The 24,267-nt window shown below is 46.5% G+C and carries 26 protein-coding genes and 3 tRNA genes; 5 read left to right on the top strand and 24 right to left on the bottom strand.

Annotation, left to right across the window (positions count from 1 at the left end; translation table 11 throughout):
* Window positions 1-57 precede the first annotated feature (57 nt).
* From HII30_RS02840 to HII30_RS02870, 7 genes are all read right to left on the bottom strand, one after another.
* Entirely contained in the window at window positions 58-2,355 is a 2,298-nt protein-coding gene (locus HII30_RS02840) for a glycoside hydrolase family 3 N-terminal domain-containing protein (RefSeq protein WP_169503419.1), read from the bottom strand.
* A 30-nt stretch (window positions 2,356-2,385) separates the two neighbouring features.
* On the bottom strand, window positions 2,386-3,303 hold the full coding sequence (locus tag HII30_RS02845; RefSeq protein WP_169503420.1) for an ABC transporter permease subunit: 918 nt from the start codon (window positions 3,301-3,303) through the stop codon (window positions 2,386-2,388).
* A 39-nt stretch (window positions 3,304-3,342) separates the two neighbouring features.
* Window positions 3,343-4,281, bottom strand: a complete 939-nt coding sequence (locus tag HII30_RS02850) for an ABC transporter permease (RefSeq protein WP_169503421.1) — start codon at window positions 4,279-4,281, stop codon at window positions 3,343-3,345.
* Window positions 4,282-4,355: 74 nt separating this feature from the next.
* Window positions 4,356-5,840 carry an ABC transporter substrate-binding protein gene (locus tag HII30_RS02855; protein WP_169503422.1) on the bottom strand — a complete coding sequence of 495 codons (1,485 nt, stop codon included), beginning with the start codon at window positions 5,838-5,840 and terminating at the stop codon, window positions 4,356-4,358.
* Between the two features lie 133 nt (window positions 5,841-5,973).
* Window positions 5,974-7,485, bottom strand: coding sequence for a response regulator transcription factor (locus HII30_RS02860; protein WP_169503423.1), 1,512 nt, complete (start codon window positions 7,483-7,485; stop codon window positions 5,974-5,976).
* A complete protein-coding gene (locus tag HII30_RS02865) occupies window positions 7,478-9,301 on the bottom strand; it encodes a cache domain-containing sensor histidine kinase (RefSeq protein WP_169503424.1) in 1,824 nt (607 codons plus the stop codon). Before HII30_RS02865 ends, HII30_RS02860 begins: the two co-directional genes overlap by 8 nt.
* A 142-nt stretch (window positions 9,302-9,443) precedes the next feature.
* Window positions 9,444-9,917 carry a general stress protein gene (locus HII30_RS02870; protein ID WP_169503425.1) on the bottom strand — a complete coding sequence of 158 codons (474 nt, stop codon included), beginning with the start codon at window positions 9,915-9,917 and terminating at the stop codon, window positions 9,444-9,446.
* A 159-nt stretch (window positions 9,918-10,076) separates the two neighbouring features.
* Between HII30_RS02870 and HII30_RS02875 the strand changes: the two genes are divergently transcribed.
* The gene (locus HII30_RS02875; protein WP_169503426.1) at window positions 10,077-10,415 is read left to right on the top strand and encodes a L,D-transpeptidase; all 339 of its coding nucleotides are present in this window, start codon (window positions 10,077-10,079) and stop codon (window positions 10,413-10,415) included.
* 130 nt (window positions 10,416-10,545) lie between these two features.
* The gene (locus tag HII30_RS02880; RefSeq protein ID WP_169503427.1) at window positions 10,546-11,622 is read left to right on the top strand and encodes an AI-2E family transporter; all 1,077 of its coding nucleotides are present in this window, start codon (window positions 10,546-10,548) and stop codon (window positions 11,620-11,622) included.
* A gap of 132 nt (window positions 11,623-11,754) precedes the next feature.
* On the opposite strand, the gene HII30_RS02885 is transcribed toward HII30_RS02880, so the two are convergent.
* The 8 genes from HII30_RS02885 to HII30_RS02920 form a co-directional block, all read right to left on the bottom strand.
* Window positions 11,755-12,150, bottom strand: coding sequence for a hypothetical protein (locus HII30_RS02885; RefSeq protein ID WP_169503428.1), 396 nt, complete (start codon window positions 12,148-12,150; stop codon window positions 11,755-11,757).
* 29 nt (window positions 12,151-12,179) lie between these two features.
* Window positions 12,180-12,860: a uracil-DNA glycosylase gene (locus tag HII30_RS02890; protein WP_169503429.1), complete on the bottom strand. Its 681-nt coding sequence runs from the start codon at window positions 12,858-12,860 to the stop codon at window positions 12,180-12,182.
* Between the two features lie 92 nt (window positions 12,861-12,952).
* Window positions 12,953-13,246: a hypothetical protein gene (locus tag HII30_RS02895; RefSeq protein ID WP_169503430.1), complete on the bottom strand. Its 294-nt coding sequence runs from the start codon at window positions 13,244-13,246 to the stop codon at window positions 12,953-12,955.
* On the bottom strand, window positions 13,243-13,647 hold the full coding sequence (locus HII30_RS02900; RefSeq protein WP_169503431.1) for a hypothetical protein: 405 nt from the start codon (window positions 13,645-13,647) through the stop codon (window positions 13,243-13,245). Before HII30_RS02900 ends, HII30_RS02895 begins: the two co-directional genes overlap by 4 nt.
* 221 nt (window positions 13,648-13,868) lie before the next feature.
* On the bottom strand, window positions 13,869-14,153 hold the full coding sequence (locus tag HII30_RS02905) for a hypothetical protein (RefSeq protein ID WP_169503432.1): 285 nt from the start codon (window positions 14,151-14,153) through the stop codon (window positions 13,869-13,871).
* A 13-nt stretch (window positions 14,154-14,166) separates the two neighbouring features.
* Window positions 14,167-15,405, bottom strand: a complete 1,239-nt coding sequence (locus HII30_RS02910; protein WP_169503433.1) for a WXG100 family type VII secretion target — start codon at window positions 15,403-15,405, stop codon at window positions 14,167-14,169.
* A 366-nt stretch (window positions 15,406-15,771) separates the two neighbouring features.
* Window positions 15,772-15,857 (bottom strand) — tRNA-Leu (locus HII30_RS02915).
* A 75-nt stretch (window positions 15,858-15,932) separates the two neighbouring features.
* The gene (locus HII30_RS02920) at window positions 15,933-16,769 is read right to left on the bottom strand and encodes a YitT family protein (RefSeq protein ID WP_169503434.1); all 837 of its coding nucleotides are present in this window, start codon (window positions 16,767-16,769) and stop codon (window positions 15,933-15,935) included.
* Between the two features lie 275 nt (window positions 16,770-17,044).
* On the opposite strand from HII30_RS02920, the gene HII30_RS02925 reads away from it, so the two are divergent.
* From HII30_RS02925 to HII30_RS02935, 3 genes are all read left to right on the top strand, one after another.
* A complete protein-coding gene (locus HII30_RS02925; RefSeq protein WP_169503435.1) occupies window positions 17,045-17,806 on the top strand; it encodes a polysaccharide deacetylase family protein in 762 nt (253 codons plus the stop codon).
* 230 nt (window positions 17,807-18,036) lie between these two features.
* Window positions 18,037-18,465, top strand: coding sequence for a hypothetical protein (locus tag HII30_RS02930; RefSeq protein WP_169503436.1), 429 nt, complete (start codon window positions 18,037-18,039; stop codon window positions 18,463-18,465).
* A gap of 27 nt (window positions 18,466-18,492) precedes the next feature.
* A complete protein-coding gene (locus HII30_RS02935; RefSeq protein ID WP_169503437.1) occupies window positions 18,493-18,699 on the top strand; it encodes a DUF5316 family protein in 207 nt (68 codons plus the stop codon).
* 295 nt (window positions 18,700-18,994) lie between these two features.
* On the opposite strand, the gene HII30_RS02940 is transcribed toward HII30_RS02935, so the two are convergent.
* The 9 genes from HII30_RS02940 to pyrF all read right to left on the bottom strand — a co-directional run bounded on the left by HII30_RS02940 (window position 18,995) and on the right by pyrF (window position 24,261).
* On the bottom strand, window positions 18,995-19,342 hold the full coding sequence (locus HII30_RS02940; protein WP_169503438.1) for a hypothetical protein: 348 nt from the start codon (window positions 19,340-19,342) through the stop codon (window positions 18,995-18,997).
* Window positions 19,343-19,781: 439 nt separating this feature from the next.
* Window positions 19,782-19,855: transfer RNA gene (locus HII30_RS02945), tRNA-Ile, on the bottom strand.
* A gap of 46 nt (window positions 19,856-19,901) precedes the next feature.
* Window positions 19,902-19,978: transfer RNA gene (locus HII30_RS02950), tRNA-Met, on the bottom strand.
* Window positions 19,979-20,070: 92 nt separating this feature from the next.
* Window positions 20,071-20,235 carry a hypothetical protein gene (locus HII30_RS02955; protein WP_169503439.1) on the bottom strand — a complete coding sequence of 55 codons (165 nt, stop codon included), beginning with the start codon at window positions 20,233-20,235 and terminating at the stop codon, window positions 20,071-20,073.
* A gap of 78 nt (window positions 20,236-20,313) precedes the next feature.
* The gene (locus HII30_RS02960; protein WP_169503440.1) at window positions 20,314-20,952 is read right to left on the bottom strand and encodes a TetR/AcrR family transcriptional regulator; all 639 of its coding nucleotides are present in this window, start codon (window positions 20,950-20,952) and stop codon (window positions 20,314-20,316) included.
* A gap of 3 nt (window positions 20,953-20,955) precedes the next feature.
* Complete coding sequence (locus HII30_RS02965; RefSeq protein WP_169503441.1) at window positions 20,956-21,753, bottom strand: ABC transporter permease; 798 nt, start codon at window positions 21,751-21,753, stop codon at window positions 20,956-20,958.
* On the bottom strand, window positions 21,750-22,667 hold the full coding sequence (locus HII30_RS02970; RefSeq protein ID WP_169503442.1) for an ABC transporter ATP-binding protein: 918 nt from the start codon (window positions 22,665-22,667) through the stop codon (window positions 21,750-21,752). Before HII30_RS02970 ends, HII30_RS02965 begins: the two co-directional genes overlap by 4 nt.
* Before the next feature lie 212 nt (window positions 22,668-22,879).
* On the bottom strand, window positions 22,880-23,527 hold the full coding sequence (gene pyrE / locus HII30_RS02975) for an orotate phosphoribosyltransferase (protein ID WP_169503443.1): 648 nt from the start codon (window positions 23,525-23,527) through the stop codon (window positions 22,880-22,882).
* On the bottom strand, window positions 23,524-24,261 hold the full coding sequence (gene pyrF / locus HII30_RS02980) for an orotidine-5'-phosphate decarboxylase (RefSeq protein WP_169503444.1): 738 nt from the start codon (window positions 24,259-24,261) through the stop codon (window positions 23,524-23,526). The genes pyrE and pyrF overlap by 4 nt, the downstream gene beginning before the upstream one ends.
* Window positions 24,262-24,267 lie beyond the last annotated feature (6 nt).

A 24,267-nucleotide genomic window follows, 5' to 3' on the forward strand; every position in this document is an offset into this window, starting at 1 on the left:
AGTTCGCTCCTTTGTGAGTAGATATCAATGTATGATGAAAGGTATTCTGCGCAAAAGCTAGTCTTCCCTCACGTTCAGCTCTGCTGAAATCGTGTCGTTCACATGTCTGCCGATCAGAATCTGGAACCGTCCCGGTTCAACCACCCGCTGATGATTTTCACCGATGTAACTGAGTTCCTCCGGTCCGACTGTGAATGTAACTTCCCGGGACTCACCTGCCTCTAAGTGAATCTTACAGAAGCCTTTAAGCTGCTTTAATGGTCTGGTGTACTGACTGGCTGTATCCGAAATGTACATTTGAACAACCTCGTGACCGGCACGTGTTCCTGTATTGGCGACTTTGACACGGACCACGGTCTGTTCATCCCTGGAGATCACGTTCTTGGAGACCTGGATATCACTGTAGCTGAAGTCCGTATAGCTAAGTCCGTAGCCGAACGGATAACGAGGCTCCGAATTGTCTTCCAGATAACGTTTGCCGCGTGAACGCTTGCCGTAATAGTACACAGGAAGCTGTCCCACATGCTTAGGGATAGAAATCGTCAAGCGCCCGGAAGGGTTAACATCACCGAACAAAATGTCAGCAACGGCGTGTCCTCCCTCTTGACCTGGATACCAGGCTTCCAGAATGGCAGGGACATGCTCATCGATCCATGGCTCGGCAATCGGGCGGCCATTGATATAAACCACGATCACCGGTTTGCCCAGCTTATGAATTTCCTGAAGGAGTTCCAGCTGAACACCCGACAGCTGTAAGGTCATGCGGTCAATTCCCTCTCCGCAGTCCATATCACTGGTTTCGTTCTCTGTAACTTTGGAAGCTCCTGTTCTGAGATCGATGGAGCCTTCTCCGAAGTCTCTTGCGCTCGAACCTCCAAGCACCATGACAACCGTATCGGCTTTCTCGGCACAGGACAGCGCAAACTCAAAGCCTTCCCGTGAGTCATCCTTCACCCGGCATCCTGGTGCATACAGGACCCGTTCCGGCTCTGCCTTCAGCTTGTGCTGGATGCCTTTCAACACCGTAACGACACTGTCGGAAGGCTGTGGTGATGTATAATCCCCCAGCTGATTATAGCCGGTATCTGCATTGGGTCCGATCACGGCGATAGTTCCGCTTGAAGCCTGTGACAGCGGCAGCAGATTGTTTTCATTCTTCAGCAGCACGATACCTTCAGCAGCCAGCTGGCGCGCCAATGACACATGCTCCTTGCTTCCGATCACTGCTTCTGCGATAGCCGGGTCAACATACGGATTGTCGAACAGTCCAAGCTGGAACTTCAGCTTCAGTACCCGCAGTACCGCACGATCCACGATCCCCATGTCGAGCTTGCCGCTCTCCACAGCTTGTGCCAAATATTTACCAAACATTTCTCCGGACATTTCCATATCAATGCCTGCAGAAATGGCCTGAACTGCCGCTTCCAATCCGTCTTCAGCCGTATCATGACCGTAGGCCAGCATATTAATAGCGCCGCAGTCGGTAATGACCATACCATCAAATCCCCACTCCTTGCGGAGAATGTCATCCAGCAGCTCTTTGTTCGATGTACACGGGATGCCGTCAATTTCATTATAGGCCGGCATAATCGACGCTGCACCTGCTTCTACTGCTTTGCGGAACGGCATGAGATCCACTTCCAGCAGCTCCCGCCGTCCCATATGTACGGGACCTGCATTTCGGCCGCCTTCGGAGCCGCCGTATCCTGCAAAATGCTTTAACGTAGCCGCTACACTGCTGCTGTCCAGTTTTTCCCCCTGCAGCCCTTCCACAGAAGCCATAGCCAGTTCGCTGATCATATAAGGATCCTCGCCAAAGCATTCCTCCGTACGTCCCCACCGGGGATCCCGGACAACATCAAGTACCGGCGAATACGTAGCTGCTCCTCCCTGACTGCGGGTCTCAAGCGCAACCGCTCTGCACATGTCACGATACAAGTCGACGTTCCACGTGCTTCCAAGTGAGATTGGAACCGGAAACACCGTGCCTCCGATCGCCATATGTCCGTGCGAGCATTCTTCTCCGATCAGGATCGGAATGCCTAATCTGGAGTTTTCAAGCACATATTTTTGAATGCTGTTGACAGCTTCAGCACCTTCTTTGGGAGAAAGGCCGTTTTCCAGCGTCACACCGGTCCACGGATCTGCACGCAGGGTCCCGTATAGAGACCCCACTCCGCCTTTTTTCACCTTCTCTTTAAAATCTTCTGTCAACGCAATGTTTCCATTATGATTTTCATAGGTTTGCCATCCGAATGGCTGCACCATCTGGCCGATTTTTTCTTCAAGTGTCATCAAGCTGAGCAGATGTTCTGCTCTTTCAGCGGCCGTTTTGCCAGCATCTTTGTAAGTCATTGTCATATCCTCCGTCCATCTGGATCATCGTTACTCTTTCACCGCACCAATCGTCAGGCCTTGGATGAAATACCGCTGGAAGAACGGATACGCGAGCACAATCGGCCCCGTAGCCAATACGACCATAGCCATCCTGGATGTATCCTGCGGCAGAGACTGCAGGGCACTCATGCTGAGTGAAGAATTTTGAGAGTTCTGCAGGATGAACTGCATGCTGGTTTCAATCCGCATGAGCATCGATTGCAGTGGAACAAGGTCCGGGTTGTCGATGTAGAGCAGAGCATTAAACCAGTCATTCCAATACCCTAATGTGCTGAACAAGCCGATGGTAGCCAATCCCGGAAGGGATAAGGGCAGGACCAGCTTGTAAAAAATTTTAAATTCACTGGCTCCGTCGATTTTACCAGACTCCAGAATGGCATCCGGCACACTCGTACTGTAAAACGTGCGGAGAATCATAATATAAAATGCATTCACCGCCAGCGGCCAAATCAATGCCCAGATTGAGTCCTTCAAATGAAGAACCTGGGTTGCCACAATATAGGTAGGGACAAGACCACCGTTAAACAGCATCGTGAAGAAGGCGAAGAAAGAGAAGAAATTACGATATCTGAAGCTCTTTCTCGAAACGGCGTAAGCATAGAGTGCTATGACACACAAGCTGATGATCGTGCCCACAACCGTAACAAAGATCGTGACACCATACGATCGCAGCAGGGTATCTCCGGTTTGAAACACATACCGGTATGCTTCCAGACTCCACTTCTCCGGGATGATCTGGTAGCCGTTCGTTGCCAGTGATTTTTCATCCGTAAACGAAATAATAAGCACAAACAAAAATGGGAATACACACAGAAAGGCAAAAATACCGGCGATCAGGTTTGCCCCAATATTCCAGCCTTTGGAAAGCTGATGGAAATCTTGAGATTTTGCATTGCTTTTTGCCACGACGCGAACCTCCTTTGAAGTATACTTGTACTGTCTTGCCTAGAACAAGGCATTGTCCTTGTCATATTTGCGAACAATATAGTTGGATGTCATGACTAGAATGAATCCGACCACGGATTGATACAGGCCGGCAGCTGTTGTCATACCGATTTCACCTGTTGTTTTCAGACCACGGTATACATACGTATCGATAACATTAGTGACCGAATACAAGGTTCCAGAATCTCTCGGCACTTGATAGAACAGACCGAAATCGGCATAGAAGATTTTGCCGATCGCAAGCAGGGTCAGGATCGTCATCAGCGGCTTGAGCATTGGAATCGTAATCGCCTTGATCTGCTGCCACTTGTTCGCACCGTCGATCATGGCTGCTTCATACAGCGATTTGTCGATCCCCATAATAGCAGCGAGATAAACGACACTGCTGTATCCGATCCCTTTCCACAGACTGACCAGTGTCAGAATGACCGGCCAATATTTTGCTTCCGAATACCATTGAACAGGCTCGGCTCCAAACCATCCCAGAATCTGATTCATCATACCCTTGTCAAAGCTAAGAAAACTGAAGACAAAATAACCTACGATAACCCAGGATAGAAAATACGGTAGAAACATGCCGGTCTGGTACACTTTCGCCAGTCGTTTATTCACGATTTCAGATAAAATAATCGCAAGGGCCACTGATAACACTAGACCCAGGATAATGAAGACAAAATTGTACAACACCGTGTTTCTCGTGATGATATAGGCATCGTTCGTACTGAACAGGAATTTAAAATTATCAAATCCTACCCATTCACTGTTGAATATACTTGCCAGAAATCCGTCCCGGCTGAACCGGTATTCTTTAAAAGCAATGATCGTACCGAACATGGGCAGGTATGAGAAAAAGAGAAACCAGATAGCTCCAGGCAAAACCATAAGCAGCATTGCCCTGTTCGTCATGATGTTTTTCAAAAAGCGACCAATCGCTCCCATGCTTGACTCCTCCTCTTCATGAATAAGAGGCGCGGTTACATAACCGCCGCCCCTCTCATTCTTGGTTTGAACATTTACTTACTTGTTTTCCATTCATCGATTTGTTTTTGGGCTTCAGCGATGATTTTGTCAAGTCCTGCGGCTTTCAATCGCTCATTGGCTTTCGGAATAAATTCCTCCGGGTTCACGGTACCTGTCATCAGCGGGGACCAGAACTCTTCTTTCACATTGTTCAGTGCAGCCAGCTCGGAAGATACATTGGAAGGATCGAAGTTGAATCCGAGCAGCGGACTTGGCGTCCCAGCTTCATTAAACTTCTTGAACTCTTCCCACTTGTTCTCCGGATCCTGCGGATTCAGATACGTCAGCATCACATTGCCCAAGGCAAATGTCGGCATATCATAATTTTTAGATTCCGGAAGATTTTCCGCAACATTCTCGCTCAGTTTCTTGTAATGCACGCCTTCGATACCGGAGTCAACCAGGTTGCGAAGCGCAGCGTCGGTGTTCAGCAGATTCAGGAATTTCATAGCCTCTTCCGGATGCTCGGAATTGGCGGAGATTGCCTGCATCGATCCCATTACGGACCAGTTAAACACGGTTGGTTCATTGGCAGGTGTCGATACAACAGGGTAACCGTAGCTCTGGCTCCAGGAATTGTCCGCATACGGCTGGGTTGCCGCACGGTCCATGAACCAGTTGCCGGATGTGAAGAGATCTTGTGTTGAAGTGGTCGTTGCCGCCTCAGGGGATATATATCCCGCTTTATAGAATTTGTTCATCGTCTTCAGCGCGTCCATCATTTCCGGCTGCTCCAGGATGTTCACGACTTTCAGTTCATCGTTCTCCAGGCTGACAGCCATGGGCAGCTTCTCGATGATGTAGTCATATGGCAGCAGGTTCTGCGGTCCGTAGTCCTTGCCGATCGCGAATGGAACAACATTTGGATCATTTTCCTTAATCGTTTTCAGAAGCGGCTCCATATCCTCGAGCGTTTTCAAGCCGTCAATACTCAAATTATGTTTTTCAAGCAGGCTCTTGTTAAAGCGCCATACCTCTTGGGCAGGAAGCTCCTTGTTGGCAGGAATGCCGTAATTGTGTCCATCCACCTTGGAGCCTTCCAGGAAGGCAGGATCGAGTACTTCCTTGATGCCTTGTCCATGATCTTCGAGCAGCTGATCCAGTTCCATGAATGCACCCTTTCTCGCATTTTGAACGTAATCGAACGCCCAGGAGCTGGTGAAGAGGATATCCATCGGCTCACCGGAAGCAGCCATGACCTGCATCTTCTGCGTATAATCACCGAAGTCGATCATCTTCATATCTACAGTTACGCCGATTTTCTCGGATGTATATTTATTAATCTCAGCTTCCACCTTCTCCAGATCTTTCTGCGGTGCACCAATGGTGTACCAGATCAGCTCGGTGGCGCTTGCATTCTCGCCGCTGCCTGCGCTTTCATTTCCAGTGTTACTCTTTCCCCCGCATGCAGAAAGCAGCATGGATGCGGACAGCATCACGGTCAGCGGCAGAAGCCATTTCTTTTTAGAAGTACTCATTGTTTGTCCTCCCTTTGTTCTCTCTCGTATTGTTGCTGCACCATTAAGGTTACCGGATGAAAGCATTTTCATATAGGCGATAAATTAAAGTTATTATGGTGAAAATAAAGAAAAACTGCTCTGATTGTGCAGCTCAGAGCAGTCCTCTAAAGTCTCTCGGTGACAGACCCGTGTTTTTTTTGAATTGTTTATAGAAATAACCGGTTTCCCAATACCCTACTCTTTTCGAAATGTCTTGTACTTTCAGATTCGTCGTTCTCAGCAGTTCCTTGGCTTTATCGATTCGGTACCGGTTGATGTATTCCGCAAAGGTTTCCCCGGTCTCTTTATGAAACAGATGTCCGAGATAGACCGGATGAATATGGTATTGTGCACCCAGCACTTTTAATGAAAGATCTTCATGATAGGCATTGTGAATATACTGCAGTACCTGCTGAATGATCGGACTCTTCACATCACTGTTCAGCGCGTCGACCAGATCGCTTACCGCCTGTTTGATCACATCCAGCAATTCATCGATCGTTGCTGCCGTCATAATATGATGGAGCGTATTTTTTAGAAAATCGGGTGCTGCACTGTACTGAATATCACTCAACTCCATTTTGAAACGGACAATGAGCTCGACGGCGGCACTATGCAGTATGCCCGGCACAACCCCCGGGGTATTCCGCAGCTGATCAAAATCACTATCGATTTTCAGAAAAAGCGCTTCTTTATCACGGCTGGCAATCCCTTTCGCATAATCGGGCCAGTGCAGGGAGAGGGACCGGGCCGTTTCTTCCTTTCTCTCCTGTATATCGAGATAATCGACATAGGAAGGCTGCTGAAGGACCAGGAAGTATTCCTGTGCTTCCTTCGCGTGACGGTAGCTCCTTGTTCGCTTACTGCTGATCTCCTGTACGCTTCCCAGAGAAATAGAGATGTCCTCATCATAGCACCGCTCTCTTGTCTGCTGCAGCAGTCGGATCGCCCGGGGCTTCTCCATATCAGGATCCTCCATCGTGAAGATGACCACGTAATCTCCATCATCATCCATGAAAAACAAAACCTGCTCTTCGGCCTCTGTCATCTCCCTGAGCACCGCCTCCAGCTTCGAACTGTGACCACGAATGACAGATACCAGCACAAAGGGCTGTTCCAGATTGAGCCCGAGCAGAGACGCCCGTTCCTGAAGCTCCTCATCCCGTATTTTTCCGGTCAGCCAACGGTACAAGATATTGCTTTTAAGTACGGACATATCATATTCATCCAGCATATAGCTCGCCTTTACGGCGTTAAGCTTGTTGATTGTACCGGAGAGGGTTTCCTCCAGCTCCTCCAGATTGATCGGTTTGAGTAAATAATTTTCGATTCCAAGACGCATTGCTTCTTTCAAATATGCAAAATCATCAAAGCCGCTGAGCACGATGACTTTAAGATCCGGCCGTACCTTTCTCGCTTCCGCAATCAGTTCAAGTCCTGTCATAACCGGCATCGATATATCTGTAATCAGCAGATCCGCAGGCACCTCCTTCAGCTTGTCCAACGCCTGTCTGCCATTCTCGGCCTGACCGACGATTTCCAATCCGAAATGCTGCCAGTCTACGGCATCATAGAGACCTTCAATAATGAAAGGTTCATCATCCACAATAAAAACCTTATACATGCTGTCTCAACTCCTCATCTATCACGGGAATTTTAAGCGTCACCGTCGTTCCTTGTTCCTGGCTGCTCTCAATACCCATCCCATATTCCGGTCCATAGGTCAGCCTTAATCGTTCGCTGACACTGCGAAGACCAAATGATTCCCTGTCAGACTCTGCGGAAAGAAGCCGCCTGCGCACAGATTCAAGGACATCTTGTGACATTCCTTTTCCATTATCCTGAACGGTGATGAACATATCCTGTTCTTCCCGTGTGACGGTAATATCAATAATATTATCATCACCATCTGCACGCAGACCATGAACGATATAATTTTCAATCAGCGGCTGCAGTGACATTTTGATCATAGAAAGGTCTTTAAGCGCAGGGTCCCAATTGATCTTGTATATGAACTTGTCTTTATACCGGATCCGGAACAGTTCCAGATAAAGCCGGCATGCTTCCAATTCGTCTTTCAAGGTGTAATGTTCTTTACGCTGCACCATATTTTTGAACAATACAGACAGGCTGTAGATCATATCACCGACATCACGAGCTCCGTGAGAAAGTGCCCTCATCCGGATGACTTCAAGGGTATTGTATAGAAAATGAGGATTAATACGTGCCTGAAGTGAAGATAATTCGGCCTTCTTTTCGTTGATCTCCGCAAGATACACCTTGTCGATGTATCGGGTGAGCTCATCCAGCATTTCGTTAAAGCTTTTGGAGATTTGGCCGAGCTGATCTTCTTTGGGATCCTGAATCCTGGCTACAAAATCTCCGGTCTCCACCTTGCGCATGAATCGGATAATATTATTGGTACGCTTGGAATAACTCACAATCAGCAGACCGGGCAGGCTGACCGCAATGATGATACAAAGCGCTGATAACAGAATAATCGTATTGCGAATCCCTCGGTATCCGGCCGCAATCTCAGCTTTTGGCGCAACACCGACGACGGTAAATCCGCCCTGATTGTTGGACAGTGTGACCGTATAGGAGGCCTGCTCCAGATCGACGGTCTGTTCCGAATTCAGCAGCTTTTGTGCATAAGGATAACGCTCTCCATAATATCGGCCGGAAGAATCATACATCACCTGACCATCCGCATTCAGGATGAGCACATAACCTTTCATCTCGGGGGCAGCACTGTGAAGCACCTGGTCCAGGCCGTGGGATTTGAAATAGACCAGCAGCTGACCCAAGTTCTTATACGTTCTCATATCATTAATCGGCGTCCGCACCGAGTACAACGGCGTATCCTGATCATCCGTCAATTTCCGCACCCATTCATTCGGAACCGAAACGCTTGGTGTCTCCAGTGCCATTACGTCCGGTATATAGGAGCGGGATTGATTTGCCTGGAACAGCTTCGTCATTCCCCCCTGGGTATACACATAAACATACTGCTTCTCCGCACTGTAGAGCATCAGGTTCTGAATTTCCGGGTCATCTTCGAGACTTTTCTTGAAATAATCCAGGACACTTTCTGGGCTTCCACCCGGATAAGCATCCATGCGGTCGATCCGTTTGGCTATATAGTCTTCAAAAGAATTCAGGAGAAAATAAGAGGTGTCCTGACCCAGCGAAGGGCTGCGGTATAAATCATTGACATAAGACTGGATACTTACATATTTCTGATGGACATATCGTTCCACCCGCTCTACGGCTTCGCGCTGACTGCTCAGTTCGTTCTGAATCACAGACTGCGATAGCATCCGGAACATGAGATACGAGAGGGTGACAATCGTCGTCACTGCGATCACCACGAACAAGAGCAGCATTTTGGTGAACATATTGTTTTTGACATATCTGCGGTAAAAATGAACGGGAGACATCTGTCCCCACCTCCGGGTTTCTGGTTGAAACTTTAATTGACGCTATCTTCTATCATAACACGCAATGTCATCTGTTGATGAATGGTTAAAGAAGGAACACAAAAAAAGATGTTCCCATAATCATGGAACATCTTCCGCGGTTTCATACGTTCAATATACCGTTGTCTTTAAATATCGTGCTCACCCTGTTCTGCTGAGAAGGATCACATGCTATAAGTATCAGCGTCCGGTCCATCTCTACCTGCTGTTCATATTTGCTGGCCTCTTGTTCGGGGATGCCTGTCATCGTCAGGATGCGGGTAAGGCTGAACTCTGTATCATGGCCGCCAACCCCCGCACCTGCCATAATTTTGGCCGCAGGCCCTGTAGCGACAGCCGGCTCGGACAATACGCCTAAACCTGCCGCCATCTGCCTTACCAGACCAATAACGATCCGGGAAGAAGGACCCGTTTCCGGTTCATCCAGCTTGGTCTGCTGACTCAATCTTTTCAATTGTTTAACCTTTCGGCCAACAACCGAGATGTCCTTGACATTAATACCTGCCTCTTCCAACTGTTTCACCGTACGGTGGAGGTCACCTTCCGCATCAAAAACACCTACCATTAATATGGCCATCCTTAATTCCTCCATCCTGCCATTCTATAGATAGAAATGTATTAACCATCTGAAATAAAGGTCAATCGGATGGTAATGCTTGTTAAGAAGAAGCCTATTTTCAGACAACTAGAAGCAAAACCTTTCTTTTCTCATAACTTAAAGAAAGGAGTGAACCCTATGCCTAAGTACAGAATCATCGTGGATTTATCCAATTTCAGATTATATCTTCTGGATGGTGACCAGGTGGAGCGTGAATTTCCGATTGCTGTCGGAAAAATGGCAACCCAAACCCCGCCAGGCAACTATACCATTGTGAATAAAGAGCCCAATCCCGGTGGACCCTACGGCTCCTATTGGCTGGGTCTATCCAAACCGCATTATGGTATTCACGGAACTAACAATCCGGCTTCGATCGGCCGTGCGGTGTCCAGGGGCTGCATTCGAATGTACAACGAGGATGTTAACCTGCTCGCTTCCCTGGTTCCCATTCATACCCAGGTTACGATTCGACCATGAAGACTCTTTATGATCTTCATGGTGTTTAAACCTCATGATTTGGTTAATGAGAACTATCACGTCAGACAAGCATGTATACATACTTACTTACTTGAATATCTGTTGAATACATATCCTGGAGGGATGCCTCATGATGCAGAGTAAATATTTTCGCACCTGCCTCGGCATAATTGCACTGTTGTTAATTATTTATTTGACCACCAAAATCAGCTTTCTGTTTCAACCCCTGGTTTCCATTTTCAATATGCTGCTCGTCCCGATGGCGATATCCGGGTTTTTCTTTTACCTGCTTCGTCCCATTGTAGACCATCTGGAGCGGCGTAAGATCAAGCGCCCTCTGGGTGTGCTCCTCATTTATTTCGTATTTGCGGGCCTGTTCGCCATCTTCGTGGTGACCATCTGGCCTACACTTCAGGAACAGATTGAAAATTTTGTGATGAACGCTCCTAATCTGGTACAGGATTTGCAGAAACAGATGACCCAGCTGCAGCAAAGCTCTTTCTTCGGACGGTTCATGCCTTCGGAATCCGAAATTTACACCCGGGCTACTGAAATTGCTGACCAGGCGATGACATGGATCAGCAACTCCTTGACCAACCTGATCACGGTCGTATCCAATGTGTTTATCATTCTCGCCACGGTTCCTATCATTTTGTATTATATGCTGAAAGAAAGCGACAAGCTGCCTCCGAAGCTGCTTGGCATTCTGCCTAGACGTTTCCGCCGCGATGGTCAGGAAGTGCTGAAAGAAATTGACGGTGCATTAAGCAATTTCATTATCGGCAAGGTGATCCTGAATCTAGTGCTCAGTATTCTAATCTACATTGGTTTCCTGATCATCGGACTTCCCTATTCGCTCTTGCTGACCCTGATCTCATTTGTGCTCAACTTCATTCCCTATGTCGGTGCCCTGCTGGCCACGATCCCGGTCGTCATTGTCGGGTTTATTGAATCGCCCAGCATCGCGATCTGGTCTGTCGTGGTCATCGTGATCGCTCAGCAAATTCAGGACAATATTCTGACCCCTGTCATTTACGGCAAACAGCTGGATATCCATCCGCTTACGACCATCATTTTATTGCTGGTGGGCGGCAATTTCTTCGGCATGCTCGGCGTGCTGCTGGCTATACCGGCATACATGGTGATCAAAATCGTCGTGGTACGGGTGTACGAGCTTTTCGTTGCTGAAAAGGTTGAGAACGCATAGCGGCTCTGGCCAGTATGAAAAAAGCACCTTTGCATGGAACCTGATCAGCTAATTTGCTGAACGGTCCGTATGCAAAGGTGCTTTTTAAGGTTTGGGTGTTTGCAGATGCCGATGGCGTTACACCTGATCGCCCTATGCACGGCCGCGGAGCGAACGCACGACAAACTGGTGTTCATCCTTTCGCAGACACTGTCCAGTGGACAGTGTGACCGTGTCCTGATCATGCGCGGTCATGACACCCTGGTATGCAGCTAATGTATCCTCTTTCCATACCATGACACTGGAGCGGAAATAGACAGCATTATCAAATTGCATGGAATGCTTCACCCGATATCCGATCCCATTCAGCGCAGGAGTATGATCCAGCTGCTCCACCTTCGCGACCAGATGAAAAGGTATCGTAATATCTCCCGGCGATAACACAATTTTCTCCTGGGCGGTATCCCAGGCTTTCAATGTTCCTTCCGTCACGGTCCCTGCACTGTCCCTGCGAAGAACAGCCACATGACGTCCTACCCAATGCTTCAAGTCACTCACCTCCCGGTTGGCTCGCTTGATTACGTATCCGTGTCTGTGTCCGGAATACTCCAATCCACAGGCGCTGCTTCATGTTCCATCAGAAAAGCGTTGGATTTCGAAAAAGGCCGGCTTCCAAAAAATCCTTTATGTGCCGCAAACGGGCTCGGGTGTGTCGATTCCAGCACCAGATGGCGGCTGCGATCAACAAAGGCACCTTTTTTCTGGGCATGGCTGCCCCATAGAATAAATACCAGCGGGGATGTCCGTTCATTCAGCTTTTCAATCACAGCATCCGTAAACGTCTCCCATCCGAGACCCTTATGCGAGTTCGGCTGGCTCTCCCTCACCGTAAGCACCGCATTCAGCAGGAGTACTCCCTGATTCGCCCAATGCATCAGCGATCCGTGATTCGGTATCGGCACATGCACATCAGCAGCCAGCTCTTTATGAATGTTGCGTAAAGACGGCGGTATGCGGACACCGGGTCTGACCGAAAAGCTCAGCCCCTCTGCCTGTCCCCGGCCATGATAGGGATCCTGCCCCAGGATCACCACCTTGGTATCCTGATATGCAGTTTGTTTCAATGCGCGAAAAATGTCTTCCTTAGGCGGATACACCGTGTGTTCCTTGTATTCCACAGCCAATTTCATACGAATATCATTAAAATAAGGTTTATTTAGTTCTTCCTGCAGGACTTCATCCCAGTCGTTGTTAAACACAGCAGCCTCCTCGCCCATGAATATGTAAAGGATTTCATGTGATGTACTGAAATTCTACAACGTTTGTCACAAAAAATAAACCGGCTTTCTACCTATTTGATAGGCGTGCCGGTTGGTTTGGTGGGATTTATGTTGTGGATAATCGTATGTTTCGGGTTGTATGAATCTCCAGGTGCGCGGCTTTTCACTTCTGCTGCAACTACATCTCCCAGCTCAAAACTGTCTATATCCTGCACAGGTAACCAGAAGCCATCCACATAAATTTGCTTATCTTCTAGATTGATCTTCTCGATTGTACCTTTGACGTGAAAGATGTTTTTGTCGTCTGAGCATCCTGCTAGAACTATGAGTAAGACAATGGTGAAGAGCTTTAGTTTGTGGCTCACTCCTCGATGGGTATAGATGTTGGCAAGATGTCCTGCAGGGTTGAATGTATTAAATAATCACTATACAGAACATCTCCACTGTCTTTAAAAAATGGAACTTTTGTAGTAAATTCGTCTGGTCCTTTTAAGATAAGCAAGCCCTCTGGGCCTTTTTCGTAAGCCATTCCTTCAGCACTCTCGCTTTTAGAGTTGTTTATTCTATCTATGATTTGTTCAATGGTTTGCTTCTCACGAATTGTGTTCGTGGAGCTATTCTGCTTATTAATATCAGCATATATCTGAATGAACTGAAAATCGCCTTCAATCAGCATATCTTTGTGATTATCACGATCCGAACTCACAGTACAAGATGTGATTGTAACTCCCAGGCAAATGACCAGGAGTATTAAAGCATTACGCATGGTGATCAACTCCTTATCTACAATGACGAAGGTAAGTTGAAATATGTTGCGCGGAGTTGCGGAAGGTAAAAACGCCTCCTTTCGGAGACGTTTATTGGAACGACTACAATTAGTTGGAGAGAAAAGTTAGGGGCTAATAGAATGAAAATCGTCACAATGAGAAGCGGGATCTACTATCCCAAAAGAAAGACGTACATTTCGATAAATGTTAATGTTTACACTTAACTTTTCAAAATGATCGAACCAACCTCGATATCATTTGGAGCTATGGACTTACCCACACATATTCCAACATTCTTTTTGTCAGCCATAGAGGTTGATATTTGAATTGAACTTACTTGAAGTGGTATTTCTTGATTATCCAGCCCTCTAATAAGAATCTCCTCACCTATTAATTCTTTAATCTCTGGATGAGTTAACTGGTCTAAATGCTTATCTGTTCCAACTAGAATGGTCCCCTCATTCTTTGACTCAAATACTAAACTGATAGTCATAATTTTATTCACTAATTACTCTCCTTTATCTTTCATTGATATAAAGCTCATTCCTAACAACACGTATGCTTAAGTCAGCGTTTTTAAGCCTAGTTATAGCATCTCTTAGTAATGTCATCCTCTCCGTTGAAGTCAAGTCAGGTGCGAATCTTGCTGCTCTTATACTAGCTTGTGCTTCGTCTAATGCAAAGTTTCTTTTAAATGTAATTGGATCCACATTATATATTTCAAATGCTCTCCCCGCCATGTAAGATTCATAATGGCCTATAATTTCATGAGCAGTAGTAGCCCTTCCTGTAACACGAGAATTAGCTGTTAAAGTACCAATTCCTGTTTGCTCTGCTGGAAATACATCTGTATTGATAATGAACCTATCATACATCATTCCTGTGTTCCATTCATCATAAAAACCAGGTTTTGACACAATTATATTATCTTCTGGAAAATTTAATATTTTTGTGAAATCCACTATCTCAGCTATTTGTCCATCAGTTAAAGGGATTTCATTACGTAATCCTCCAGAAGAAATCTGCCTAAGATCACTTACTCCCTCATATTTTACTGGTAGACTTAATACATTTTTCGGTTTGATTAAAGATCCTGTTACGCCACCTGTGACGAGCCCTGCTGCACCTATCATGTTAGTAAAATGTTCTGGGGACCAAGCATTTTTAGGGATTATTGACTCCCTAATTGTACCGTGGACTCCAAATGTCATTCCATTAGCAAAATCATTAGGAGAATCGAAAAGCTTGTCAGCTCTCTCGGTGTATCCTTGATAAGCTCCTTTTGGTATTCCAGCGGTCCAGTAATCTAAAAAACCCCATATTGAAGAGTAACGATTGTTATATCTCTCGTTTGATGCATCCATTATCCCCCTTCCCAGTTCCTCTAAGCTGTCAACAGACTTTTCAAATCCAGATCTAGTATCAATAGTAGGAGCTGGACAAGCATTGGGTGGAGGTGGTAAACAAGCTAGGTCAATATTTCCTAGAGATTGGCGATCAACCTCTCTAAATTTAGTAGCTATTTGACTTAACTCAAGAGATATTGAGGAAGCTAACGACACAAAAAGCTCCATCTTCTCCTTAGCAACATAAAAATCAAAGTAGAATCGCTGCTTTGTTGTCCCATCCCATAAAGATTCAAGAATAGATATTTGCTTCACTAGTTGGTTATTCATCTGACTGATACACTTACTAGATCTATCAAATTGTTGGGAGACTACATTAACCTGCTCAGGAGTTATTTTAATAATAGTCATTAATCAACCTACCTCAAATACAAGTATTACCAGTATAATACCATATTGAACCATTAATTCAAACAGAAGGTAATCGCATAAATTGGTTTTTATTTTACACATATAAAGGAGAGATTTATAAAAGCGCTGACTTCAGTTAAAAAGTTAAACAGGTAATTTTTAGATTCAATCTATAAAATATTAAAAGAACTCTGTCTAAATAAATATCCAATAGTATCGGGAATTTCATAAGTAAGAGCAAAGAGAGCACCCGTCCCCAACAGCAAAAAGGGCTCATGATAACCTTTAAAAGCTGGTTACGTGAAATTGTATCCAGACATAACAAAAACCCTTAGAGATCAAGGGTTTTCGCTTAAAAGCTATGGATGCCGAGGACGGGGGTCGAACCCGTACGGTAGTCACCTACCGCAGGATTTTAAGTCCTGTGCGTCTGCCAATTCCGCCACCCCGGCATGATATCAATCTTGGCGACAAAATTGATGATACCATGTTCCCCGGCTAACTGTCAATGCTAAAGATATTGGCATCTATTTTGAAATATCGATAAAGCCTTCCCCGAACACATCCCGTACATCGTGAATGCTGACAAAGGCGTTAGCGTCCTCCGCACGAACGATTTTCTTTAGCAGGGAAACTTCTTGCTTGCTGATGACAATATAAAGCACATCCTTCGGCTTTCCGGTGTAATATCCGTATCCTCGGAGCACGGTAACCCCGCGATCCAGCAGCTCCATCACCCGTACGGCAATACGATCATGGTGGCTGGAAATGATGGTGACCGCTTTTTTAGGATTCAGGCCTTCAATAATAAACTCCATCGCTTTGGTGCCAATATAGAGAATCACGATGGTAAACATCACTTTTTCAATCCCGATGACAAACACCGAAATGCCCGCCACAATGAGATCAAAAAACAGCAGCGCATAGCTCACATTCCAGTCCCAATACTTGGTCGCAAGCCGTGCTAATATGGTGGTGCCCGCCGTGGTTCCTCCCACCCTGATAATGAGACCGATACCGACACCTGCAAGCAAGCCTGCAAAAATCGCATTAATCACCGGTTCATTCGAATCAATACTCCAATGCTCAGTCAAATGAAGAAACAACGAATTCGCTGCGACGGCAATCACCGTATATACGGTTGTGGTTTTATCAAGCAGACGATAGCCTACTGCCAGCAGCACTCCGTTCAAGATGATACTGACAATGGCTGGAGACCACTGAAACAGATAGAACAGGATGATGGAGATACCAGTAACGCCGCCCTCACCAAAATCATTCGGGATCACAAACAGGTTCACTGCCAGGGCAAACAGAAAGGCGCCGACCAGCAGCATGCAAATGTCAAAACCTCTTTTTTTCATACAATATTCCTCCATAGCCAGCAGAACCCACAAAAAAAGCGATTAAAGGAATAAATCCCTTTAATCGCCGGATGCATGTCTGCACATTTCAGCTCTTTTGATAAGCTTCATTATAAGTAGCAATTGCAGGTTTGTAAATAGTGATGTCCAGCTATGATCAAAGTGATTCATACACACGTGAAGCTGCATGAATTTTGTATAATAACTATGCTCTGCTGCACATGATACATAGATGATTACCGAAAATTCAGAGACCAGAAAAGGATACACAGCCCATGAAAAATAAACTATTACTTTTACTTGCTGTCTCACAACTTCTTCTTGCAGCAGGATCCGCCCAAGCCGCTCCCTCAGCAGCAGGCAAAGGAAGGGAATATTACGAAGAACGGGGCGACATCGTTTGGGAGGTGCCTACCTCTGACAAAGTGATTGCCTTGACCTTTGATGACGGACCGGATGCACGGTCAACTACAGCGATTCTGGACTTGCTGAAACAATATGATGCCAAAGCGACCTTTTTTGTGGTCGGCAATCGGGTTAACAAGCATCCGGAGATCGTGGTGAGAGAACGGTCTGAAGGCCATGAAATCGGCAATCATTCATACAGTCACCCGATGTTCAATAGGATCGGCCGGGACAAGCTGACTTCCGAATTGCAGGATACGCAGCAGGCGATATATAAAGCCACGGGCTACCACCCCGTCTTGTTCCGCCCTCCTGGAGGAAGCTACAGTGAATCCATTGTCCAGCAGTGTAAAACCAAAGGGATGCTGATGGTGTTATGGTCGTGGCATCAGGATACCCTGGATTGGCGAAAACCTGGCGTGCAGGCCATCGTAAACAAGGTGCTTAAAAACGCTCATAACGGCGATATTGTGCTTATGCATGATTTTGTAGCGGATAGCCAGCAAACGGTTGAGGCGCTTCATATTATTTTGCCGGAGCTTCAAAAAAGAGGCTATCGCTTTGTCACGGTATCCCAGCTTCTGTCCTATAAAGATAAGGAAAACCAGAAGTACCTGGAAGTCACTCATTGATCTGAATGACCACTCGCGTATAGATGTAAAAGATAACGGCGTATGCTGGCGGCGATTTGTCGCAGACATAGGCCGTTTTTTTATTTCATACATAAGATCTCGCTGCTTCTTATGCATTACGCTTCCTTAACCCCCGGTGCCTCGGTTCACATATTACATAAGCGGTTAATGTAATAATCTGGAACCTTCATCCATATCAATCGTATCCTTACAGTTAAGGAGTGATTGATTTGTATTTGCCTTTATTCGGTTTATTGCACATGATCGTGGGTTTTCTATTATTTCGACATCCCGATGCTGATCCTAGTCGATGGTTTTCCCGTAATCACATAGATGATTTAAATGAGAAAGACATCATAAATCTAAAACTTAAAGGCTTGATATTAGTATTATGGGGAGCACTAATGGCATTAGCGGGTGTCTACACATTACTTAAAGGACATGGTCAAATTCTATTTACCTTCTCATTAATCGTCGGGCTGGGAGCTGTCTCTTTCGGTATCTATGCTATAAAACAACCTAACATTAAGTGGATGCGAAGTCTGGGAGTTAAAGAACAGGATCACGATATTACATGGTTTATCAAGCTTGCCGGGATCATTCTTATTATATTTGGTACGCTTTGTATCCTTCTGAGTGCACAGCATCTATTTGTTTAATTTGTATTGGTTTAGGAGGAGAACGTGATGAAATGGATTCTATATCTAGCAGCCATTTGTCTTTTCATAGGAGGTGCTTTAGGCGGAGCCTGGACAACCGGTGATCAGCAACGCGCTAACTATTATTCCGATTCGAAAGAAGATCGTCAATTCAAGCAAAAATTAGCCAACAAGTTTTTTATTGCAGGAGCCCTTTTCCTGGTCGTGGCTGGAGTGATATATCTGGTTCGTTAGATGTTACTCTAACCCTTTTCTAAACTCTTTCAGATGATATCTGAGAATAAATATCCCGAGTATTAGAGCAAGTATAGGAACTATAGTTATCCAGTAATGTCCGGTTATTGTAACTAACACTATCCCCGCTAAACAGAATAACAAATAAAGAGCATCCAATATAATTCGTCTTCTTATTAGAGATGTGTTTTCCATGCAAAAGACCCTCCTTATCTGAAACCTTTGACAGTAAAGGAACTATTAATTCAGTCTGTCATCCAGGACCTCTGATTTCACTTTCAAACAGAAGCTAATTTTATTCAAATGTTACAGTTTCAATTTTATTATTCCAGCTAATTTTAAATTCAATTGGATCTTTAGTTTTATCAGAGTCAGTAACCGTTCCCGATAGATTAAAAGGAATTTCCTGTTCTGCCGATGCTTTTCCTTGTTGATCGATATTTGTACCTGTTATTTCATATACCAAGTCTTTTATCTGAGTTTCATCACCATTATAGAAAATACTAAATGACCCTGTTGATCTTTGCAAAGACACATCCCAATGTTCACTTTTCTCATGCTTTATATCATCAGCACCACAAGCAACTAATAAAGAAAATAGGAAACTAACGAAAAGAATTAATAGCACCTTAATATACTTCATAAAATCCCTCCTTATGAAATTATACCCATTAATTATCACAATATATATGATTGATATGAAACAGAAGCAAATCTAACATTCAGGAGGGTGCGCCAGTTGCGAGTTTCAAAATGCTCTCTTCGAAGGCGATCAAAATCGCTGAGGGTTGAATTATGATTATGGTCTTCATTTTTACACCTCTCCCAGTAAGGAGTCTGGTATAATCTTTTTGAGGTGAAAATGATGAATGGCACGAAGTTTGTTATTATCATGGTAATTGTTCTACTATTGATTGGCGCCTGCGCTCTGGTTGCAGCTGAGCTTATAAGTTCCCCCTGAGCATTAAATTTGCCAGATACCCACTAAATCATAAAATCAGAAGTAAAAAATTATGGGCTACTCCCCCCCCAACCCCCTTAAACAGCAAAAAACCCTTGCAGCGCAAGGGTTTTTCAATAAGTGGGCCCTGAGGGACTCGAACCCCCGACCAATCGGTTATGAGCCGACCGCTCTAACCAACTGAGCTAAGGGCCCTGATCACATACCATGTTATAAGTACACTGTTCCGGGAAAAATAAATTGGTTGCGGGGGCAGGATTTGAACCTGCGGCCTTCGGGTTATGAGCCCGACGAGCTACCGAGCTGCTCCACCCCGCGTCATTAATATTCAAACAGCGACAATAATTAATATACATGATACTGGGCCAACAAGTCAAGTCAGAATTTATGGGATTGGGAAGTGCGCAACCTTAAGGGAGGTAACGCACTCCGAAACGTCCTTTACGGGAACGGTATACCTCCACAGCCTGCGGATCTCCGTACCCGAACAGCCAGGCATCCTGCTCCAGCCTTTTTGCGAAACACCCGGCCTGAAACTTGGTCGTATACAGCTTCCCATAGTACACCCACTTCATGCCTATCCATCCCTTCGGGTCATGATCCTCCACTTCGCGATTATTATGCCCAAAGGGTTGGTAACAATTCCATTATTTTTAGGTCGTGCTATCTGGTTCATCCGGCGCTTCAGGCTTTTCCGACACTTCAGACTCTTCCACACCTGGACCATCGTGCTTCTGAATAATACCGTAGTATAAAATGGTCATAATCTGCTCCCCGACAGCAGCCGGACTTCCCAAGCCTTCGTACCAGTTCGTGCGCGCAGAATATTCTTTAATGAATGTCAGAAAAGCGACAAGGAGATGTGGAGAGATATCTTTGCGGATCTGGCCCTTCTGCTGACCTTTAAATATAAGCATCTCGAACTCAGGCAGCACCTTATCCTGATTAAACTGCAGCATTTTGTTCATCTGATCCGGAAATTTGACCAGATCTGTCAGAAAAGGCTGGCTCATTGGCAGGGACATTTGGTCCTGTTCGCGGTACATCAGATTCAGCGCATCCAGCGGATCCTTCGCCCGATCCATAAGGTCCCGGTATTTCCCCCATACTTCCTGCAGCATCTCATCCACGACCTGATCAAGCAGGCCCTCCTTGCTCTGAAAATAGTTGTATATTGTCATTTTGGATACCGGCACCGCTTCAGCGATCTGCTCCATACTTGTCTGCACAATCCCCTGGTCCAGAAACAATCGTTTCCCTGCCGCCAGCACGGCTTCTTTTTTCACACTCATCCTTTAGCTGATATCCCTTCTCTTCAGTATCTGTACACCGGTAACTAAACCTGCGACATACAAACCTAATGTAACGATACAGCCGGCCAGTGTCAATGCACCGCCTCGCACGATTTCAGCAGCATCGAACAGACGATAGGGCGACACGTATGAGATCCGTTCCATCCACTCACTGCTTCCTGACAGCATATTCAGAAAATAAGCCGCAACAGCCATACCAGCCGCCGCTCCCACTGCAGTCCGGTCAGAGGACACCCAGGATGTGAGCATGTAGCCCAGTCCCATGAACGATAACACGAGCAAATAACCTGCGAACAGCATAGTTAGTATATTTCCAGTGTCCACAGACTGTCCGGAGGAAAAGGTGAGCACCAGCACCAGCCCGCTCCCAGCCGTGAACACGAGCGTCATGAGGATCCAGTGTGCTGCTGCTTTGGACCAAAAAATGTTAGACCGGCTGTACGGCAGTGAAAACAAATATTCTCCGCTCCCCCGATCCTTCTCTTTGGCGATACTGCCGCCAGCCCAAGCTGCTGCAAAGGATGAAAGAATCACGATCAAATAAGGAAACACCTGTGATGCCAGATAACCTTCCAAGGTACTGAAGCTGTCCACGGCAATCCCGAACGTCTGGAGCAGACCATCCGGCATCCCCGCAAGCAGGCTTTCCATCTCCGGGTTATTAACAAAGGCATCCGCTTTAGCCAGGAGCAGCAGTATGAAGAGCAGCGTTATCCCTAAGCATGTTAAAAAACCACGTCGAATCTGCCGAAGCTCATGGAAAATCAGGTTCGTCTTCATACGGTCTCCCCCTCCTTCTCCGCAGCGCGGTAGTCGTTCATGAACAGCTCCTCGATCGTCGGCCGCCGAATCTCCAGATCCGCAAGGGGAAGCTCCGCCAACCGAACCAACAGGGCAGACAGCTGTGTTCCTGACGCTTCCAGATGATGATGAACACCGTCGAACTGAACGGCCGGATCAAGCATCGTCAAGTTATAGAGCTCCCTGGCATCTCCCGGTGATTGAAACTGGACTGCAACCCGGTGCGTCCCGCCCAGCGACAATTCTTCCAGCCGGTTAACCCGAAGCAGCCTGCCATCCTTGATAAACGCGACACGCTCACACACCTTCTCGACCTCAGACAGCACATGGGTGGAGAAAAAGACCGTCATTCCTTCGCTCTGATTCAGCTCTCGCAGCATGTTGAACAGCTCCCGCTGCATCAGCGGATCCAGTCCTGAGGTCGGTTCATCCAGAATAAGCAGCTCCGGCCGGTGCAGCAGAGCAAGAATGATACCGAGCTTCTTTCGATTGCCAAGAGAATACGACTTGATCTTCTGATCCGGATTCCACTGCAGGCGTTCTGCGTATTCCAGGGCTGGCGTTTGCTGTGGTTTTAAGCCGTAGGCCTTTCCCGTAAGCTCAATGGCTTGTTTACCGGTCATCTGGGGATACAGTGTGATCTCAGAAGGCAGATAGCCGATGCGGCGCCGAAGCTCAGGCTTTTCCCGATTCAGTTCTTCTCCCAATACATGCAGACTCCCTTCAGTAGGACGCAGCAGCTGCATCATCATTCGAATGGTTGTAGACTTTCCTGCTCCGTTCGGTCCAATAAAGCCGAACACCTCTCCCTGCTTCACCTCCATACTGAGATCCTGTACACCAGCCTTTGATCCATATAATTTGCTTATTCCCTGCGCTTCCACTGCCAGCATCGCGGCACCCCTTTTATACTTTATAATTGTTTATAGTATAATAATGAGGTTATATCTGAATTTAGTCAACTTTAATTTTACTAATTATATACCGAAAGTATATCTCTCTGTTTTCAATTATAATTTCTCCTCTTTCCCAAACCATACAAAAAAACCGAAGCAAGGAGGCTGTCGCAGCCGCCTGACTTCGGTCTTATTCGGAATGCCTGTATTTATTGGGATGCTCCATATGCAGCGGGATTTTCACGGAACGACTGGAGCAGCTCCAGATCTTCACTTTGAATAATCCCCTGCTGAGCGGCAACCTGTGTTAATGCCGTGTAATTGGACAAGCTCTGCAGCGGAATGCCCGCTTCTTCAAAAGCTTGTGCCGCCTTGTCCAGCTGGTACGTAAAGATCGCCAGAATAGTCTGCACCTCGGCACCTGCTGCCTCCACCGCTTTGGCGGCTTTAATGGAACTGCCTCCGGTAGAGATTAGATCCTCGATCACGATGACCTTCTGACCCGGCTTGATCAGGCCCTCAATCATATTTTCCTTGCCATGCCCCTTCGCCTTATCGCGAATATAAGCCATCGGAAGATTCAGCTTCTGGGACACCCATGCAGCATGAGGAATGCCTGCTGTAGCTGTACCGGCAATTACATCGGTATCCGGATACTGCTCACGAATCACACTAGCGAATGATTCCGCAATAAATTCACGGACCTCCGGGTGTGACATCGTCAGCCGATTATCGCAGTAGATCGGTGACTTGATGCCTGAAGTCCAGGTAAAAGGCTCATGCGGACGAAGCGCTACCGCCCCGATCTTCAATAAGTAGGATGCTACTTGTTCAGCTGTTCCATTTAAGGTACTCATGCTAACATCATCTCCTCAATGATCTGTTCCGCTGCGGTTCTTGGATCCTTCGCTTCCGTAATCGGACGTCCAACAACCAGATAATGACTTCCGCTGGCAATCGCTTGTCCAGGCGTCAGCACACGGGCCTGATCTCCCAAGCCGCTGCCGGCAGGGCGAATACCTGGCGTCACCGTCTTGAAGTCAGGGCCACAGGCCGCTGCTATCGCCTCCACCTCCAAGGAAGAAGCCACAACACCGTGCAGCCCGGCTTGTTGAGCCAGTGATGCATAATGGATGACACTTTCTTTCACCGATCCGGCAATCCCGATCTCTTCATTCATCATCTGCTGGCTGGTGCTCGTCAGCTGGGTCACAGCGATAATATCAGGCATGACAAGACCCGGGGTTTCCGCCAGTGCGGCTTCCGCCCCTTCTTTGGCCGCTGCCATCATCTTAAGACCGCCGGCTGCATGGACATTAAACATATCCACACCCAGCGCCGTGACGCTGTGTGAGCCGCCCTTTACCGTATTCGGGATATCGTGCATCTTCACATCCAGAAACACACGGTATCCTTTATCCTTCAAGCTTCTTACAAAATCAGGTCCGGCAGCATAAAACAGCTGCATCCCGACTTTTATGTAACACGGAATGCCTTCAAGTTGACGGACCAGAGCGGATGCCTGCCCGGCATCCGGGTAATCCAGGGCCACCATCAGGCGGCCCGCCATGGATTCATAACCGGTCTTCATCTTATC

Origin of the sequence: Paenibacillus lemnae, from assembly GCF_012933385.1 — a bacterium.
In the GTDB taxonomy this organism is placed as follows: domain Bacteria; phylum Bacillota; class Bacilli; order Paenibacillales; family Paenibacillaceae; genus Paenibacillus_AQ; species Paenibacillus_AQ lemnae.